Below are 18019 nucleotides of genomic sequence, written 5' to 3'. Positions count from 1 at the left end.
TCCTATCTCTAGATGTACTGCGATATACTTCGTGTCCATGGACTTTCGGTACCTATGACCTTTTCCAACTAAACACTCTCCTGTAATTCAATGCATTTACAGAACTTTTGATGCATAAAGAAATAACTAGTTCAGTAAATCTTATTCTATTATATTATTTGACTTTAAAACTTCCAATTTTTTCTTTTTGACAAATATTCGCAATTTTCTACATGTTTTATACAGATTACAGGCACTCTCCCCAAATAATTTCTGTTTTTCTATACAACACCACCTCTAAAAAGATTGAACTTAACCCCATTTGTATCAATGCTTTACGGGAAACTTATTGCTCAAAAAAAAGATTGACTCCCATTTAGCTAACGAGAGTCATTCATTTCTAATAGGTTATTTTCTTCTTTGATTTGATTTGGTAGAGACGGCTCCATTTCTATATGTTCCATTATTTCCTATCGCTTGCACCGTTACAGTATAGGAACCACGGTTTTTCATGCGAGAACTAAAATTGTATTGACGCACACTGCCGCGTACACGCTCTGTTCGAACTAATGTATTTCCACGGTATAATTTTAACTCATAGTGACTCGCATTGGCTACACTGTTCCAGCGAATGACATCGCCATTCCACGTCGGTTTCTGCACTCTGCTTAAGGTCACTTTTTGATTGGAACGCGTAGAAACTGGACCACTTCTATACGTTCCGTTATTGCCTATCGCTTGCACCGTTACCCGATATGCTCCTGCCGTCCCCATTCTTGAAGCAAAATTGTATTGACGAACCGTTCCCCTCACGCGTTCAGTTCTTACAAGTGTCGTCCCGCGGTATAATTTCAGCTCATACTGACTCGCATTAGCAACACCATTCCAACGGATGACGTCACCGCTCCATGTCGGCTTTTGAACTTTATTTAACGTTACCTTTTGATTGGAACGCGTTGAAACCGGACCATTTCTATACGTTCCGTTATTGCCTATCGCTTGCACCGTTACCCGATATGCTCCTGCCGTTTCCATTCTTGAGGCAAAATTGTATTGACTAACTGTTCCTCTCACCCGTTGCGTTCGGACTAAGGTGCTACCTCGATATAATTTCAGCTCGTAATGACTTGCGTTTGCCACACTATTCCATCGGATCACATCGCCGCTCCATGTTGGCTTTTGGACCACGTTTAATGTGACCTTCTGATTGGAACGAACCGATTCTGGGCCGTTGCTATAATCCGTTCCATTCCCTAATGCTTGGACCGTTACGCGATAAGTTCCAGGATTGGCCATTCTTGAGGCAAAATTGTAGTGGCGAATAGAACCGCCTACTCGCTGCGTTCGAACCAATGTACTTCCACGGTATAATTTCAGTTCATATTGACTTGCATTTGCAACACCGTTCCAACGGATTACATCACCGTCCCACGTTGGTTTTGCGACAACTGGCAATTCAATAATTATTTGATTCTCTAGCGACGGTGCGGATACACTTCCGTCCAGATAATTCGTTTGGTCTCCGATCGCCTGCACTGTTACGGTGTATCTGCCCGGATCTTCCATTTGTGAGGCAAAGTTGTGCTGGACGGTTGTGCTACTGACTCGCAGCGTCTCTACAATACTTTCTTCTCGATACAGTTTTAACTCATACTGGAACGCATTTTCGACACTATTCCAATGAATGACCTCTCCATCCCATGTTGGGCGCTGGACAGCCGGTAACGTTACAGTTTTTCGGTACTCCACCGATGGAACAGAGACTCCTCCATTTTGGTAATTTGTCTGATCACCGATTGCTTGGACCGTTACGGTGTAGACTCCTGGGGTCGCCATCAGGGAGGCAAAGTTATAATGACGAACGGATCCTCCTACTCGTTGAGTCGCTGCTACACTTGTTCCTCGGTACAGCTTCAATTCATACTGACTCGCATTGGCTACACCGTTCCAGTGAATGACCTCACCATTCCATGTTGGACGCTGGACAACCGGTAACGTTACAGTTTTTCGATTTTCTAATGAAGGCACCGAAATCGCACCGTTTAGATAGTTGGTTTGATCACCAATCGCCTGCACCGTTACGGTATAACTTCCCGGGTTCGCCATTTGCGAGGCAAAGTTGTGCTGACGGACCGTGGCACCTACTCGTTGTGTTAACACTATACTCGTCCCTCGGTACAGTTTCAATTCGTACTGACTTGCATTTTCAACACCACTCCAGTGAATGACCTCACCATTCCACGTTGGACGCGGGACGACTGGCAGTGTAACAAATTTTCGATTTTCTTCTGAAGGCGATGAAACCGTTCCATCAAGATAATTTGTTTGATCCCCAATCGCCTGCACCGTTACGGTGTAACTGCCAGGGTTCGCCATTTGCGAGGCAAAGTTGTGCTGACGGACCGTGGCACCTACTCGCTGTGTCGCTACCAAACTTGTACCTCGATACAACTTCAGCTCATACTGGCTTGCATTCGCCACACCGTTCCAGTGAATGACGTCGCCACCCCATGTTGGACGTTGCACAGTTGGAAGTGTTGAGAACTTTCGTTTTTCTTCCGAAGGCAACGACACCTCGCCATCACTATAAACAGTTTGATTACCTAAAGCTTGGACGGTTACAGTGTATCTGCCTGGACTTGTCATTCGTGATGAAAAATTATATTGATGGGTAGATGCACTTACTCGTTCGGTTGCTACTAGGCTAGTACCTCGGTACAGCTTCAATTCGTACTGGTTTGCATTAGCAATACCGTTCCAATGGATCACATCACCGTTCCACGTTGGTCGTTGAACACGCCCTAGATCCTGTAGAATAGTTCCTGCTGTTACCATCACATCGTCTATATATAGACCGAGTTCCGTAATTGAATGGTCTGATTGCAGACCAAATCTCACTCTAAAATTGGAAACAGCATGGGACTCGTTTAATATTACCTCTTGTTGCTCCCAACTCTCACTAATAACTCCATCAGCTCGATATACTCGCTCCCACGTTTGACCACCGTCTTTACTTACTTCAACATTGAAATAATCAAAGTTGCGCTCTGTAACAGCAAATTGCATCCAACTTAATGTAATAGGCAATCTACTATTACTTAAGTTAATCGTTGGTGAAACGATGAAACTCGATTCACTATTATTGTAGGCAGCACCTAAATTAGTAGCCCATACTTTCGTACCTGAATAAGCAGACTGAGGACCCGAAGTAGGTACACCCCACTGCCATGAAGAGTTGCTTCCACTTACCGTAAACTGACCATTATTACTCTCAAAATCTTCAAAGTAAACGATTCCCTTTCGATTTTCGTTCGAAGGAACAGAAGGAACACCATTCCTGTAATTCAGCTGGTCTCCAATCGCCTGGACAGTAACGGTATAAAAGCCTGGTGAACTCATTCTCGATCCAAAGTTGTATTGTCGTACATTCCCACCGACTCTTTGTGTGTCAACAACAGTTGAACCTCTATATAATTTCACCTCATATTGTGCAGCATTGGCTACTCCAGTCCAATTAATTACATCGCCGCTCCACGTCGGTTTCTGGACTTGACCTAAAGCTGGTATAGTAAGACCTGTTATGACGACATCATCAATATAAAAACCCGGGAAAGTCACCATTGAATCCGTTTGAATACCAAATCTAACTCTAAAATTAGGGACGGCATAAGCTTCATCTAGTTCAAATTCTTGCTTTTCCCACTCTGTACTAATAGAGCCATCTTTTCTGTAAATCCGATCCCATGTCTGCCCACCATCTTTACTTATGTCAACATTAACATAATCAAAATGTCTTTCAGTCACTGCATATTGCATCCAACTTAATGTAATCGGCGACCCTACATTGCTTAAATTTATAGTTGGGGACGTAATAAAACTACTTTCGTGATTTCGATAACTCCCACTTAAATTGGTCCCCCAAACCTTCGTACCGGAGTGGGCAGAGTTTGGACCAGTCGTAGGAGTTCCCCACTGCCAAGACGCATTAAAACCTGAGATCGTATAGCCACCCTCGGTACTTTCAAAATTTTCAAAGTATACAACACCCTTACTATTTCCATCAGAAGGAGTTGAAGTCCGTCCATTCCTATACGAAACCTGATTAGCAATCGCTTGAACCGTAACGGTATAGACACCTGGATCACTCATATTGGAACTGTAGTTAAATTGTCTTACACTTGCACCTACTGTTCTTGTATCTATAACTACACTATTTTTATAAAGTTTCAATTCATACTGTACCGCATTAGAAACACCAGTCCACTGGATGACATCGCCATTCCACGTTGGCTTTGGTACTTGATCTAACGCTGGAAGACTTGATTCAATCCATGTGAAATTTAACCTTGGTTTTGTAATTCCGTTCGCTGAGTCAACTACGTTTACTCCGTTTTGCTTCATATAGGTTACTAATTCATCAACAGTAGCATCTAGATACCTTTGCTGGACTAGCGTGATCCCCCCTGCCACTTGAGGAGACGCCATCGAAGTACCGGATTTCAAACTGAACCCGCCACCAGGGATAGCTGAGTACACTTGAAAGCCAGGTGCCAATAAATCCAGGAACGTTGCACTATTTGAAAATGACGTCACCTGATCACTGTTATTCGTAGCTCCTACACTGATAACAGACGAAATACAGGCTGGTGCACTAATGGCATTTTTGTAACTTTCATTTCCAGAAGCTGCAATGGTCGCAATACCAACACTTTTCAAATTATCAACCATATTTTTCATGCTGCTAAAATTCTGGTCACAGGACGAAGTATATCTTCCGCCACCTAAGCTTAGATTAACAGCTGTAATATCGTACTGATTTCTAAGAGCATACACTCGTTCTAATCCTTTGACGACATCGGAAAATAGACCATTCCCATTATTCGCCAAAACATTAATCGCTATAATATTCGAATCTTTAGCAACCCCTGAGAATTGCTGCCCTTTCCCTGCCGCAATACCTGCAACATGAGTACCATGTCCATCATAATCAACCGCAGAACCTGGTGTTGTTAACTCTGTCGCTCCGCCTGGACAATGACCTGTGCCGCTGTAACAGGCTTCAGATACGACTTTATTGGCCAAAAACGAATGGTTTTTATCGACCCCAGTATCTAGTATTGCGATCGTTTTTCCTTGTCCGGTAAACCCCAAGGACCAAGGACGATTTGTATTCATTACATGATTCGTTTGATGCAATTGCGGGCTAAAAACGACATCTATATCATTGACAACATCATTTTTGTACACAATAATATCTTCTGTTATATTTTTAACATTTTCATTTTCACTTAATAGCTCAAGGCCTTCAGCGTCAATTTCTAACGCCATGTACGGGATCGTTTCAAATGTCGTACTCTCCATGATGCTGTCCGGACTTTCTTGAGTAATTGTTTCAATCACTCGGTCTTGCGCTGCTTTGATTTTTTCTTTTTGACTTCCACGGTTCTTGGCCGATAATTGCCCTTCTGGTGTAAACGACTCATTCAATTCGACGATGACTCGAATCGTTTCATTTGGTTCAACACTATGTACAGCCTCTTCTTCATTTGTGGTTTCGCCATCGTCTTCAACTTGTTTCTCCATATCCTTAGCGTGCTTAATACTTTTTTCCTTATGATTACTAGAGTTATTGCTTTCTTCTTTTTTCTCAACATCATCCCATTCAATTTCACTATCAGTTTTTTCTACTTCGGTATTTTCTTTCACTTCAGGGTCTTGGTCATCTTTTGTCGGTTGTAACGGGTCTTTCAGATTGTCCAATATCTCCGCATGCTCTTCAATAAGATCGCTAGAATCGTCCTCTTCTACGATCATTGAATTTACTTGTTCACTTATAAAGTCACTTTGTTCATTCGCAAGTGTAATGATTTTCATTTCTGATAAAAATAAACACATTAACAGAAAAATAATAAATGACTTTCTTTTCACATTCACTTTCTTTCGCATTTTCCCTGTCTTCCTTCCAATTTTGAATAACTTCATTAGAGTTTAATAGATTTAAAGAACATTACCTGACCAAAACCTTATTCCTGTGCTAAAATACCTAAAAATCACTTTTTTAAATATTATTATAATACCGTTTTTCAAATAAATATATATACTTCCATAAATTACATAAATATTAATAATATAGATCTACATAATAGTAGTTAAAAGTTGAATTGTAGAATCACAGTCCAAAACTCTCGTTTAAAATGATGAATGGACTAAAAAAAACAACATTTATCTAGAGCAGAACTTCTCTAGCGAATTTTCATAGTTTAAAAACTGTAGTTTATTTTAAATGTAAAGTACAAAAAAGCCGCTGAGCATATGAACTCAGCGACTTCTTTTAATTTGATATTAATCCCTGTTAAACAGATCTCGTGTATATACTTTTTCTTTGGCATCTTCCAGACTGGAGTCTAGGCGATTAGAAACAATGAGATCAGATACTTGCTTAAACTCTTCTATTTCACGAATTACTTTAAAACCTTCAAATTGGCTTTCTTCCAATACCGGTTCATATATGACAACTTCAATTCCTTCTTCCTTAATCCGCTGCATAATACCTTGAATGGCAGAAGCTCTAAAGTTGTCAGAATCTGTTTTCATCGTTAAGCGATAGATCCCGACGGTTTTCGGTCGAGCCGCAATAATTTGTGACGCGATATGATCTTTACGTGCATCATTTGCTTCGACAATTGCACTTATGATGTTGTTGGGGATGCCTTCATAATTGGCACGCAGCTGTTTCGTATCCTTCGGTAAACAGTATCCGCCATAACCAAATGAAGGGTTATTATAGTGTCCGCCTATTCGCGGATCTAAACCAACACCTTCAATGATATCTTTTGTATTTAAACCCTTTAGTTCAGCGTAGGTATCTAACTCATTGAAATAAGCGACACGCATCGCTAAATACGTATTAGAAAATAGTTTGACCGCCTCAGCTTCTGTCGACTCTGTAAAAAGAACAGGGATGTCTTCTTTAACAGCGCCTTGTGCTAACAGCTCAGCAAACACTTTGGCCCGCTCAGATTTTTCACCGACAATAATTCGAGATGGATATAAATTATCGTACAATGCTTTTCCTTCGCGCAAAAACTCTGGTGAAAACATAATATTTTCCGTTTTGTATTTCTCTTTGATTTCTTTTGTATACCCAACTGGGATCGTTGATTTAATGACCATCACTGCATTTTTGTTAATCGAGAGCACCGTTTCAATCACATTTTCAACAGAACGTGTATTAAAATAATTTTTATCGGGATCGTAGTCTGTAGGTGTAGCAATAATGACAAACTCTGCCTCTTTAAATGCCTGCTCAGCATTAGTTGTTGCTACTAGGTTTAAATCCTTTGCAGCTAAAAACTCCTCGATTTCGCTGTCCACGATTGGAGACTTTTTATTGTTGATTAAATCTACTTTCTCTTGAACAATATCTAGGGCAATGACTTCGTTATGTTGTGCTAATAATACTGCATTTGATAACCCAACATAGCCCGTACCCGCTACTGCTATTTTCATTTTTTGACCTCCATATGTTAAACCTGTCTGTATTTTTTGGGGGGATAAAATATACACGTTCTCGTATAAACGTCAGCTTCTTTTGTAGAAGTAACGAAATATGTCGCTTTTTAATCAAACCAAATTCCAATACACTAAATTAGTATGCCTTACTTTTTAAGGGAAGCTGGATTTCTAACCCTATTGTAATATTCTTTCTCTCAATCGACAATATTCTTAAGTTGCACTTATATATTCTAATAAATGTGAAGAAATTCTCATGGGAGTAGGAATGTGTTCTACACTATGAGCGCCGGCTTTGCATAAGTACTATTGCAAATTGCCTAATATAGACAGATCAGTCTATGAATACTATGCCCACTAGGCAACTTTTTGCCTCAACCTGCTGAACAGCCAATACAAGCCAATTCCAACACTCGCACCTGCAGTGTCGATGAGTACGTCTCGCACCTCTCCGGAACGGCCGGGTATAAATAGTTGATGCACTTCATCTGTGATGGCGTAGAGTATACATATGACTAGCGCTACTCCTATACTTCGATATCCTGTGCTCCCACTTCTTCTTAAGGCGTTGATCGTCAGCAGTCCGAGGACCAAGTAAGCGAAAAAGTGAGCATTTTTTCTCACAAGATGATTTAAGTTACCGAACTCAAATTGAGTATTCGGAGCAACTGTTTCAATGATTTCTATGATGACCTCTGTAACTTCTGAACTTAACTCGCTAGACACTGTTGCTGGTTGATGCGACAAATAAAAAATCAGCGCCATCCATGCGATCACAGCTGTCCAGGAAAACCATTTAGCCATGTAATTATTAACTCCTTACGATGCTGCTAAGATTTGACCTTTTAGATAATCAGGTCATCGACTTATATTTTAACGCTTTAGCTAGAATTAGCACAGCTCTATCAGATAATTGATCATACTTTAAGAGTTTCTGAAGTAGAAAAGAGCAGGATTGGAGGACCGACGAGAGGAGGTGAGGAGAAAACTCCCAACTAAAAAAGTAGGTCATTAACCATTAACCTACTTTTTTAACGGAAAAGTCTTGGAGATAAGGTAAAGGAACATTATTCTTTCTGATGATCGAACTCAAATTTCTGAACAAACCCACAATGTGAACAAGCTTTCCCTATTTGTTGTTTCGACTCGGGCTCAACATAGTAAATTTCTTCGTGGCCGCATATAGTACAGTCAATAACATGGAACAACTCTCTCTTACCTAGTATCGCATCTAGCACCAACTCAAAGGACATCTTATTCACCTCTGTAATCGTTTTCATATACTTTACCAAATTTTACTTTTGAAGTAAGGCGAAACATGTTGAGAAGATACATTTTTTTACGACAATGTCTGACTTTATTGCTTGTTTTCAGGTCTTTGATCCTTTAATTTTTCATTTCTTACTATCGCAGGCTCTAGAAAGTTAACAGAAACGTAGGAGGAATGAACAATTTCAAGTTAAGGGATTGAAAAGAAGCTCATTCCCCTATCAAATATTGGTTTTTTCTAGAGATTACAGCGGTTTATTTTCAACTTTGCATGATTTATTTTCAACTTTGCCTTGTTTATCGATTTCTCGACCTGTTCAGTCAAAATTCGACACACACACAGCCCGTCGCACGTACCTTTTCAAGCACCTGCCCATGCCAAGTGTACCGAAACTAGTACTCTTTCGGTAATCGGTAGACTCTATCTTTTCTCTCTCCTGAGTAAGAAAGATTCATTGCTTGAAGTAACCTAGTCATTAAAGATGTTGAGGATATCTGTAAAAAATCTCGCATCATGCTATTCGTAAACGTTGGACCAATGAGGAGTTGATAATCTTTTATCGAGGAAATATGCGCATCTTTATGTTTGCTGGAGCAATGGGGGCAGTACCACGTACCATACTCTCTTCTAAGAGGAAGGTGACCACATGCAGGACAAAAAACGCCTTTGATCAAATCATCCTTTGTTAGTTCAAACTGTTCAAGTATCGCTTTATCGAGTGGAGATAGGTGCTTTTCGATCTTCCGAGTAAGTTTCTTAAGTTCTTTATCTGTTACTACTTCTTCTTGCAACTTTTGCTGAAGTATATTAATTTTCGTTGGGAGAAATTCGCTGCGGATCACTTTTTCGGCAACTTCCTTGTTTCCAGGGGTGGATTGGATGATCGTGTTGGGGTTACTAATCACTACTAATGAGAGGAGCGGTAATTGTGGGAGTTGGTGAATCTCTAGCCATTTTTTTAACTGCTGTTCTTGACGTTTCACCTGTAAAAGTGGATCAGGAAAGGCTTCTTGCTTTCCATCTAACGTTCGGATTAATTGATGGAAGGTTGTATCAAAATATAAAATTCCTTTCATGTTCTTCACTTCTAAAATAATCAAACATTTCCTTGATAATAATAAGCTGTCCATCTGAAAGTAATGCTTTGAGTCATAGAGCCTGACATCATTTAATAAAAAGAAGTCTTTGCCTGAGAGAAAGCTCAAAGGATACTCTATCGACTGTTCCCCCTTGTATCCAGCAAGTCTCTTTGCCAGGCTTTCTTTTATTGCTGGCTGTTTAGGATGATGCTGGGGGATACGGCGTTGCAGGGCCTGCAGCTTTTGAATAGATAGAGGTAGTTGGCGTTGCTTTAGTTTCACTTTTTTCCTCCTTCTTTTTTCTATAAAATTAAATTCCACAAAATAAACGGAACTCCTGCTAGATCTAACTTGATTTAATATCATTTCAAAAATAGGTTCTACTCCACAATTTTACGTAGTAAATCCCGTATTTTTCTCTTGTACATTTATAACTCTTTTAAAAGCGTTTAAATAACCTCTAAAAGTGTCGAAATCTTTTCCATAACCTCCCCACATTTTTACATTTTTATAGTAATTTTTATGTATAATTATACTATCTATAAATCTATTACATATTTACTAGAACAAGGGGGAGTATAATGAAAAAGAGTGCCATAGCCATCATATTTGTACTATTAGTCAGTTTTCTATCATGGAATTTTCCAACAGAAGCATCTAGTCATAATCAACTCATTATTATCAATAAAGCTACGAATCAATTAGCTTTTTATAATAATGGAAAATTAGTAAGGACATTTAGTGTCGCTACTGGAAGAAATCCATCATTAACACCTGAGGGTAAATTTAAAATTGTAAATAAAATAGTTAACCGTCCTTATTATAAAGATAATATACGCGGTGGCGATCCGCGCAATCCGCTTGGTGATCGCTGGTTAGGTTTAAATGCTCGCGGAACCTATGGTACTACCTACGCAATCCACGGTAATAATAACGCAAAGTCCATAGGAACCTATGCCAGCGCAGGCTGTATTCGAATGCACAATGAAGAAGTCAGGTGGTTGTTTAATCAGGTGAAAGTAAATACTCCTGTTGTAATAACCAATTCAAAACAATCATTTAATACGATCGCTAAAAATAATGGATATATCATTGAAAGTAAATTAAAGAATGTTAGAGTCGATAAAGTTTCACCTCAGCCTGCTAATACAAGAGTGAAAGTGACGGCCAACCTTTCAACTGGTAATAATCCGATGTATAGATTTTCTATTCATGATGGTAAGAAGTGGACAACCATACGGAATTATTCATCATCAAAAACAGTAAACTGGAAACCTGACAAACCTGGTAAATACAAAATACGAGTAGATGTTAAAAACAGAGGCTCGAAGAAGAGTTTTGAAGATCAAAAAATCATCAATTATACGGTCTTTCAAGGGGCAAAAGTTAGATCCGTAAAGGCTAATAAAGTGAGTCCGCAGCCTTCTAACTCGACTGTGACTTTCACTGCTACTTCTAATTCTAGTAAAAACAACCTATATAGGTTCCAAGTCTACGATGGAAACAAGTGGAGAACAGTACAGGGCTATTCATCAAGTAACAAACTGAAATGGAAACCAACAAAATCTGGAAACTATAAAGTGAAGGTTCAAGTCAAACATAAACAATCTAAAAAGAAGTTTGACCATGAGAGAACAATCAACTATAGAATATACAAACCAGCAAACATTCGTTCAGTATCTGCAAATAAAGGTTCTAAACAACCTATTAACACTGACATTATTGTGACAACGAGGTCGAACAACAGCTCAAATAACTTAACGAAGTATCTGATTCACGACGGTCAAAAGTGGAGAACGCTGCAAGACTATTCGTCTAATAATAAGCTCAACTGGAAACCAACGAAACCAGGCTCATATCGAATTAAAGCTCAAGTCAAACACAAATCATCGAAGAAAAAATTCGATCAAGAAAAATCTATGAGGTTTACAATCTATGAACCATCAGTACTCAAGTCGTTCTCGACAGACCAAACTACACCAAGTGAAACAAATACGAACATCAAACTAACAGCAGAAGCGACGAAACAAGGAGAACACCTGTTTAGATTTTCAGTAAGTAACGGGGAAACCTGGACCATTTTACAAGACTACAGCCCAACGAACGAGGTAAATTGGAAACCGACAACCTCAGGAAGTTACAAATTAAGAGTAGAAATTAAGAATAAAAACTCCAATAAAAAATATGACAGCAGAAATACGATTACGTACAAAATTACTGACCCAGTTATTGAACCAGATGACAATACTGATGATACTGAGGAATAATACAACATCAGCCTGACCTCCATTATGTAGTGCCCCCCCATTTGTTTAGATACACTCTAACAATGGGGGCTTTCTTTTTGAAAGCATTAACTTCGCTCACTTATACAGACGTTTTTAAGGGAGGGAACAATCTTTTGCTCACTATCTAGCCTGTCTTCTGGGCTTGCTGCGCCTTTCAACGTTTTTAACGGAAAATAGAATTACGGGAGACTAGTGTGGATAAACAAAAAGCGGAGAATACACACTACGCCTTCTAGGAACATATTGTTCCCCATTGTTTTATTATTTTAGTGGCCACATGCTCCTCCTTTTCCTCTATGAAGAATATCCTGATTTCGGATATTTAAACGTGTTCCTTCGAATGGGAGCTATTTTGGAAAAATCATGGGGGAAGAGAAAGCAGAATAGCTTTCTCTTTTTTAATTTTGGTGGTTTATTTTTAATTTTGGCCAGTTAATTTCTCAACTTTGGCCATTTTATTTTCAACTTCTACCGTTTTATTTTCAACTTTGCATGATTTATTTTCAACTTTGCATGATTTATTTTCAACTTCACCTCATTTATCGATTTCTCGACCCCACCAGTCAAAATTCGACACTTCGCACAGGGAGAAACCGCCTTGTTTTCTATATAATGTAATGATTTCTCTATATCAATCCTGTATCATTAAATGGTAAAAAACTACTAGAGGTGATGTTATGAAATTATCTATTATGATGAGTTCTCTTATTCTTGGTTTCCTACTCCTGACAGGGTGTCAGTCTGACGATCAAGCTGCGAGTCTTTCAACTGAGGAAAAAGAACAAGTAGAACAAGAGAAACAAGCAGAAGAAGCGGAAGTGGAGCCAGAAGAAAACACAGCAAAAAACGAACCTCACGCCAATGTCGAAACCGAAAGTCTCGATGTCCTAGGTGCAAACAGTCGATTTGCCCTTTCGATGCGTGATGACCATAATGAGACTTATCAAATACATATATACGCTGAAGATGAACAACGCGGCACTCTAGATGCCCCTTCTTTTCAAGGATCAGAGGGAGACATCTTTTATTCAGGTTTTTATAACCTTTATGTATCAGAAGATGGCAGTGACTACGGGGTGAAACAAGAGCATCTATCTCTTTTTTACACAGAAGAAGGCTTTTCACAGACTTTTAATGAAGGCGTAGAGATGGCCTACATTTCTTCTCATCCAGATGGTAGAGATATTCTAGTTCTCTATCAAAGAGAAGCGACAAACGTGAATTCTGTCCACCTTTTTACTATACAGAATGGTCAACTTCAATCCGTTACACCAACAGATCATTGGATCAGTTTATTTGGTGGACAATTTAAGAATATTGGAGATGGACGCTTTCAAACTGTTGATTATTTAAATCACGAAACAGACATAGGACATGGATGGGTCTTTAATACGTGGGAGCTTGAAGGGGAAACACTAGCATTAAACTTAATTGATCAAAAAGTATACAACGATGGAACCTATTATGACGGATTTAATTTCGGTCAAGATTTATATCATCAGTGGAATAGTGATACATCCTTCCATTTCCCGTATGCATTTATTCCGGTTACCCGTGAATGGCTTACACTTGCTGAACAAGGCCTTCTTCCAACAGCTAAGTTTCCATTAGGGACAAGTTACGAAACGATTGTTGCTGAAAAAGGGGAACCAATCGAGAGTAACGATATGATCGGTGGTGTAGCAACTCATTTCTTCAATCATGTAGGGTATTCTACATACTTCACCGGTGAAGACGATGTAATCGTCCTTGTCCTGAGAGGTGAGCTGATTGCCGGTGATGTTAATACCCTCATTGACACACTAGGTCAACCGGATCGTCAAATGATAGACGAACGATACATTGATACGGAATTGTTGTTTTATGAAACCGGGATTTATGAACTGGCAATAGAAATTCGAAACAGTGACGAAATCTTTACCGTGACACTTTCAAGTCGATAAGCAAATGTTCAAGAAAGAAGGGGCTGCCAAATAATGGGTAACCCCTTTTTCTTATTATCTTATACTCACTTCTATCCTCAAATGCCCCCTCACCACATAAGACTAATATCCTATTTCTTTGATGCAGATAACCTTTATTTTGCTATAATAGTATTGCAAACTATAAAACGTTTTAAATTGAGATTAGGGGCAGACACCCATTATGTAAAATTCAAAAATGAAAAGGACCGAATAATATGATAAAACGTATATTCATTCAATTTATTGTTCTGCTAGCTTTAATCACTCTTTCTGCATGTTCAAACCAGGAATATCAAAAGGCTATGGATCAAGGGATAGAGAGCTTAGCAGAAAAAGACTATCATAAGGCAGCACTCTATTTTGAACTGGCTTTGAAAGAGAAGGCAAACGATGAACAAGCTTCCGCATACTATGAACAGGCAAAAGAGATGGCTAATGCTATTGAAGCCGCCGATCAATGGGAGTTCGAAAAAGCCATTAATTCACTTTCAATTGTTATTAACCAAAAAAAGGGGTTGAAATCACTTCAGGAGGAAGCAAGAAAATTAGAGAAACAAATTCAATCCAAAAAACAAATAGTCTCTCATTTTGAAGAAAAACTAGAACAAGTTAAAAGTCTTAACATTGAAGAAAATTATCATAAGATCAAGAAAGAAATAGAACTTTTAGAGGAAAATATTAATTCAAATGACATTTTATCACCCTATCAAACTGAAATAACACGGTTAAAAGAACAGCTCGAACTCTTTTCACAGGAAAAAGACGAAGCTAAGCAAAAAGCAGAACAAAAGAAAAAAGAAGAGGCTTTAAAACAGGAAGAAGCTAAAATAGAAGAAGCTGCGAAAAAACAAGTTTCTTATCAAGTTTATCAAAATGCACGGTTTAGCTTCTCGATTCAATATCCTAGTGACTTAACGATGGCGCCTCCTCCAACAAACGGTGACGGTGCAAGATTTTACAATAATGAGTTAGAAATCGTAGCCTTTGGCGGGCATACCAACGTTATTGATAGTGGGGAAACGATTGAAACCTATTATTATGAAGATATAGTTAATATATCTGCCCCGATTGGTTACCAAAGGCTCACAGAAGATTGGTATGTAATCTCCTATAATGAATACGGGACGACTATATATAAGAAGTTCTTCTTTAACGACAGTACGTTTAATTCGTTTATTATTAGTTATCCTGCAAGCAAACAAGAGCAATATGGCCCTGTTACCGATCATATCGCAAGTACCTTTATTGAGGCTACCTATTAAAAGCGGAGTCTGTAGCGGTAATGTTTATTCTAGTGGGTTGAGACTCCCAATCATAAAGAGCTTTGTAGACTACTAAAATAAACTATGCAAGCAATAAGTTTCATCCCTGAAGTTTTATAGGATATGTAAGAGACGTTTAATGCTACCTTACCTCTCCCTACTATAAAAGAAAGCATATCTATTCTTTTATATGCCACCCTTGTAACGGCTGAAACCTTTCACCAATGTATGTCTTCTCCAATACATGTCGAAACTAGAAGCCAACGACGAAGTTAATTACAAGTTCAGTCAAGACTTTTTAACCAACATAACAGGGGTGACAACAATGTTACGAATTATTTTATTCGCTTTCCTTGGGCTCTTCATTCTAACCGGTACCAATTTCGAAAAAAACCTAATGGCAGAACAGCATTTTTTCGAAGAAGGGAAATATCTTACGGAAAAGTGGTTGGATAATGAGACGAAAGAAGGAATTTCTCTAGATCAACTCGAAACATACGACACCTATCATGTAAAAACGGAAGAAGATCAGCAATTAGCAGCAACAGACAAGCCGTTATCAAAAGATGAAGCAATCACTAAAGTAATGGAAGAGTTTTCAATGACAGAACTTCTCTCGATTGCCGAAAAAGTAGGAAGCGGTTTATCAGGAGAGGAGATTGAGGAATTGAAAGCGACCATAAAAGAACGCTTCTCTCCCGAAGATATTGACGCGTTAAAAGAACTCGGCAAGAATAAAATAAATCAATTCTTAAACCCAACTGAAGAATAGGACTTGATATACAGCCTGCAAGAATAAATTAGATCACTCAATACTGATAAGGTTTTACATTGCTAGAAGTAGGCAGACAAACCATCAAAATGGATCACATCAGAATTGTCTCAAAAACTGTAAACAGCAGGTTTAATGAACGATGTATATAAAAAACAACATACCGGTAAGTTAATACTTTATTATATTTTTAAGTTTAAAAAAGTCGCTAAGCTGAGTTTTGGCTTAGCGGCTTTTGTTTTTATTGCTTCAGAAAAATAGTTTGTGCAATTATCTTATTACACCCCGGATTTCTGTAGAAAAAAGTACTTTAACTACTTAGAAGAGGTCAAGTATGTGTGCAATGATACATTTATTTTCAACTTTAGCCGATTTATTTTCGACTTTATGCCTTTTATTTTCAACTTTGCGCACTTTATCTTCAACTTTATGCCTTTTATTTTTAACTCTAGCAATTACGCTTCTGTCTTACTCACTCCACCACAGGAGTTGCTACTCCTGCGCTATTTTGGGGGAGCACAAGCTATCACCACAAACAGTTAGCAATATACAAAAAAGCCCCTTGATAAAACAAGAGGTTTTTTGATTATTATGCAGTTACTTCTCTTCTTTTAGCGAATAATAGTACTCCACCAATCATTACTAGAACCATACCAGCTAATAATAAATTGAATAGGTTTGTAGCTGTATCAGGCAGTTTGCTACCAGCTTTTGTTTCAGCACTGCTCGATCCTTCAGTAGTTGTAGTTGTAGTTTCAGTTCCTACAGAAGTCCCAGAATCAGACCCTCCATTTGAACCTTCACCAGTGCCTACAGCAGTACCTGATTGAGTAGTACTGTCATCTTCATTTGCGTCTTCTTCATCAACAAACACACCGTAGAAACTGAAATGAGATACCTCTACTCGTACTTCTCCAGTTGTTTCATCAAAGAAAATTGGAGTAATAATTTCATCTGTCCAATTTCCATTTTCATCGATATAAACAACACGCAGCTTGTCCCAATTCGTAACTTCTGATGGTTCAATAAAGAAAGAAAGTGTTACTTTGTGATCACCAAAATTACGAAGATCATCATTGATTTTAAATTCAAAAAGAGCAAGAATTCTTTCGTTTTCTTTTTTGTCTTTAATGTGATCTGGAGCTTCATTTACTGTAATATCTACCACAGCATCCCCATCTAAATTTGCAAAAATTGCACTAGGAAGTTGTACTTTAACATGCCCTTTGCTACCTGGTACAAGTGGCAGGATAAAGACATGATCTGTTCCATATGAGTGAACATCGGAAATTTGGTAAGATCCTGTAAAAGGATTATAGTAAACGTTATAGACATCGCCAGTTACACCGTCATACACGTCGCCTGGTACGCCGTTGTACACATCACCTGGTACACCGTTATACACATCGCCTGGTACGCCGTTGTACACGTCGCCTGGTACGCCGTTATACACATCGCCTGGTACGCCGCTATACACATCACCTGGTACGCCGCTATACACATCACCTGGTACGCCGCTATACACATCACCTGGTACGCCGTTATACACATCGCCTGGTACGCCGTTGTACACATCGCCTGGTACGTCGTTGTACACATCGTCGCGCACTCCGTCATAGACGTCGTCACGTACATTTTCGTATACCTCGTCACGGGCACCGTCTTCAGTTATGTACTCCATCTCAATGCCATTGTTGACATTTTCTTCACCATTGCCTGCTGCAGCTACACTAGTACCAAATGGCGCTAGAAGTAATGCAAAGGCTGTGAAACCGCTAATGAATGATAATTTTTTAGCACTTTTCATGATTTCCTGGACTCCTCTTAGGCTATGATGCTTAGGACTCCTGCATTCAACTCCTTTATTCCTATAATTTTTGAACTACTAAAATG

10 protein-coding genes are annotated in these 18019 nt (G+C 38.9%); 4 read left to right on the top strand and 6 right to left on the bottom strand.

What is annotated here, in order from left to right; translation table 11 throughout:
* Positions 1-387: 387 nt before the first annotated feature.
* From N7Z68_RS11570 to N7Z68_RS11550, 5 genes are all read right to left on the bottom strand, one after another.
* A complete protein-coding gene (locus N7Z68_RS11570) occupies positions 388-5925 on the bottom strand; it encodes a S8 family serine peptidase (RefSeq protein ID WP_275118637.1) in 5538 nt (1845 codons plus the stop codon).
* A gap of 396 nt (positions 5926-6321) precedes the next feature.
* Positions 6322-7488 (bottom strand): nucleotide sugar dehydrogenase, encoded by a 1167-nt coding sequence (locus N7Z68_RS11565; RefSeq protein WP_275118636.1) that lies wholly within the window; start codon positions 7486-7488, stop codon positions 6322-6324.
* Positions 7489-7848: 360 nt separating this feature from the next.
* Entirely contained in the window at positions 7849-8295 is a 447-nt protein-coding gene (locus N7Z68_RS11560) for a VanZ family protein (protein ID WP_275118635.1), read from the bottom strand.
* A 263-nt stretch (positions 8296-8558) separates the two neighbouring features.
* Positions 8559-8744 (bottom strand): acyltransferase, encoded by a 186-nt coding sequence (locus N7Z68_RS11555; protein ID WP_275118634.1) that lies wholly within the window; start codon positions 8742-8744, stop codon positions 8559-8561.
* 409 nt (positions 8745-9153) lie between these two features.
* A complete protein-coding gene (locus N7Z68_RS11550; RefSeq protein ID WP_275118633.1) occupies positions 9154-10122 on the bottom strand; it encodes an NERD domain-containing protein in 969 nt (322 codons plus the stop codon).
* A 299-nt stretch (positions 10123-10421) separates the two neighbouring features.
* Between N7Z68_RS11550 and N7Z68_RS11540 the strand changes: the two genes are divergently transcribed.
* From N7Z68_RS11540 to N7Z68_RS11525, 4 genes are all read left to right on the top strand, one after another.
* Positions 10422-12107: a triple tyrosine motif-containing protein gene (locus N7Z68_RS11540; protein ID WP_373323133.1), complete on the top strand. Its 1686-nt coding sequence runs from the start codon at positions 10422-10424 to the stop codon at positions 12105-12107.
* A gap of 698 nt (positions 12108-12805) precedes the next feature.
* Positions 12806-14071: a hypothetical protein gene (locus N7Z68_RS11535; protein WP_275118632.1), complete on the top strand. Its 1266-nt coding sequence runs from the start codon at positions 12806-12808 to the stop codon at positions 14069-14071.
* Positions 14072-14307: 236 nt separating this feature from the next.
* The gene (locus N7Z68_RS11530; protein WP_275118631.1) at positions 14308-15354 is read left to right on the top strand and encodes a coiled-coil domain-containing protein; all 1047 of its coding nucleotides are present in this window, start codon (positions 14308-14310) and stop codon (positions 15352-15354) included.
* Positions 15355-15679: 325 nt separating this feature from the next.
* On the top strand, positions 15680-16126 hold the full coding sequence (locus tag N7Z68_RS11525; protein WP_275118630.1) for a hypothetical protein: 447 nt from the start codon (positions 15680-15682) through the stop codon (positions 16124-16126).
* Between the two features lie 589 nt (positions 16127-16715).
* On the opposite strand, the gene N7Z68_RS11520 is transcribed toward N7Z68_RS11525, so the two are convergent.
* Positions 16716-17933, bottom strand: coding sequence for an LPXTG cell wall anchor domain-containing protein (locus N7Z68_RS11520; RefSeq protein ID WP_275118629.1), 1218 nt, complete (start codon positions 17931-17933; stop codon positions 16716-16718).
* Between the last annotated feature and the right edge of the window lie 86 nt (positions 17934-18019).

The organism is Alkalihalobacterium chitinilyticum, from assembly GCF_029028005.1.
GTDB classification, from domain to species: Bacteria; Bacillota; Bacilli; order Bacillales; family Bacillaceae_F; genus Alkalihalobacterium; species Alkalihalobacterium chitinilyticum.
This window is presented reverse-complemented; position numbering and strand designations above follow the sequence as displayed.

Bases quoted from the DNA above. Each gene is read 5' to 3' on its own strand.
- N7Z68_RS11520 (WP_275118629.1), bottom strand. From the start codon at position 17,933: ATGAAAAGTGCTAAAAAATTATCATTCATTAGCGGTTTCACAGCCTTT.
- N7Z68_RS11565 (WP_275118636.1), bottom strand. From the start codon at position 7,488: ATGAAAATAGCAGTAGCGGGTACGGGCTATGTTGGGTTATCAAATGCA.
- N7Z68_RS11560 (WP_275118635.1), bottom strand. From the start codon at position 8,295: ATGGCTAAATGGTTTTCCTGGACAGCTGTGATCGCATGGATGGCGCTG.
- N7Z68_RS11535 (WP_275118632.1), top strand. From the start codon at position 12,806: ATGAAATTATCTATTATGATGAGTTCTCTTATTCTTGGTTTCCTACTC.
- N7Z68_RS11525 (WP_275118630.1), top strand. From the start codon at position 15,680: ATGTTACGAATTATTTTATTCGCTTTCCTTGGGCTCTTCATTCTAACC.
- N7Z68_RS11540 (WP_373323133.1), top strand. From the start codon at position 10,422: ATGAAAAAGAGTGCCATAGCCATCATATTTGTACTATTAGTCAGTTTT.
- N7Z68_RS11570 (WP_275118637.1), bottom strand. From the start codon at position 5,925: ATGCGAAAGAAAGTGAATGTGAAAAGAAAGTCATTTATTATTTTTCTG.
- N7Z68_RS11530 (WP_275118631.1), top strand. From the start codon at position 14,308: ATGATAAAACGTATATTCATTCAATTTATTGTTCTGCTAGCTTTAATC.
- N7Z68_RS11555 (WP_275118634.1), bottom strand. From the start codon at position 8,744: ATGTCCTTTGAGTTGGTGCTAGATGCGATACTAGGTAAGAGAGAGTTG.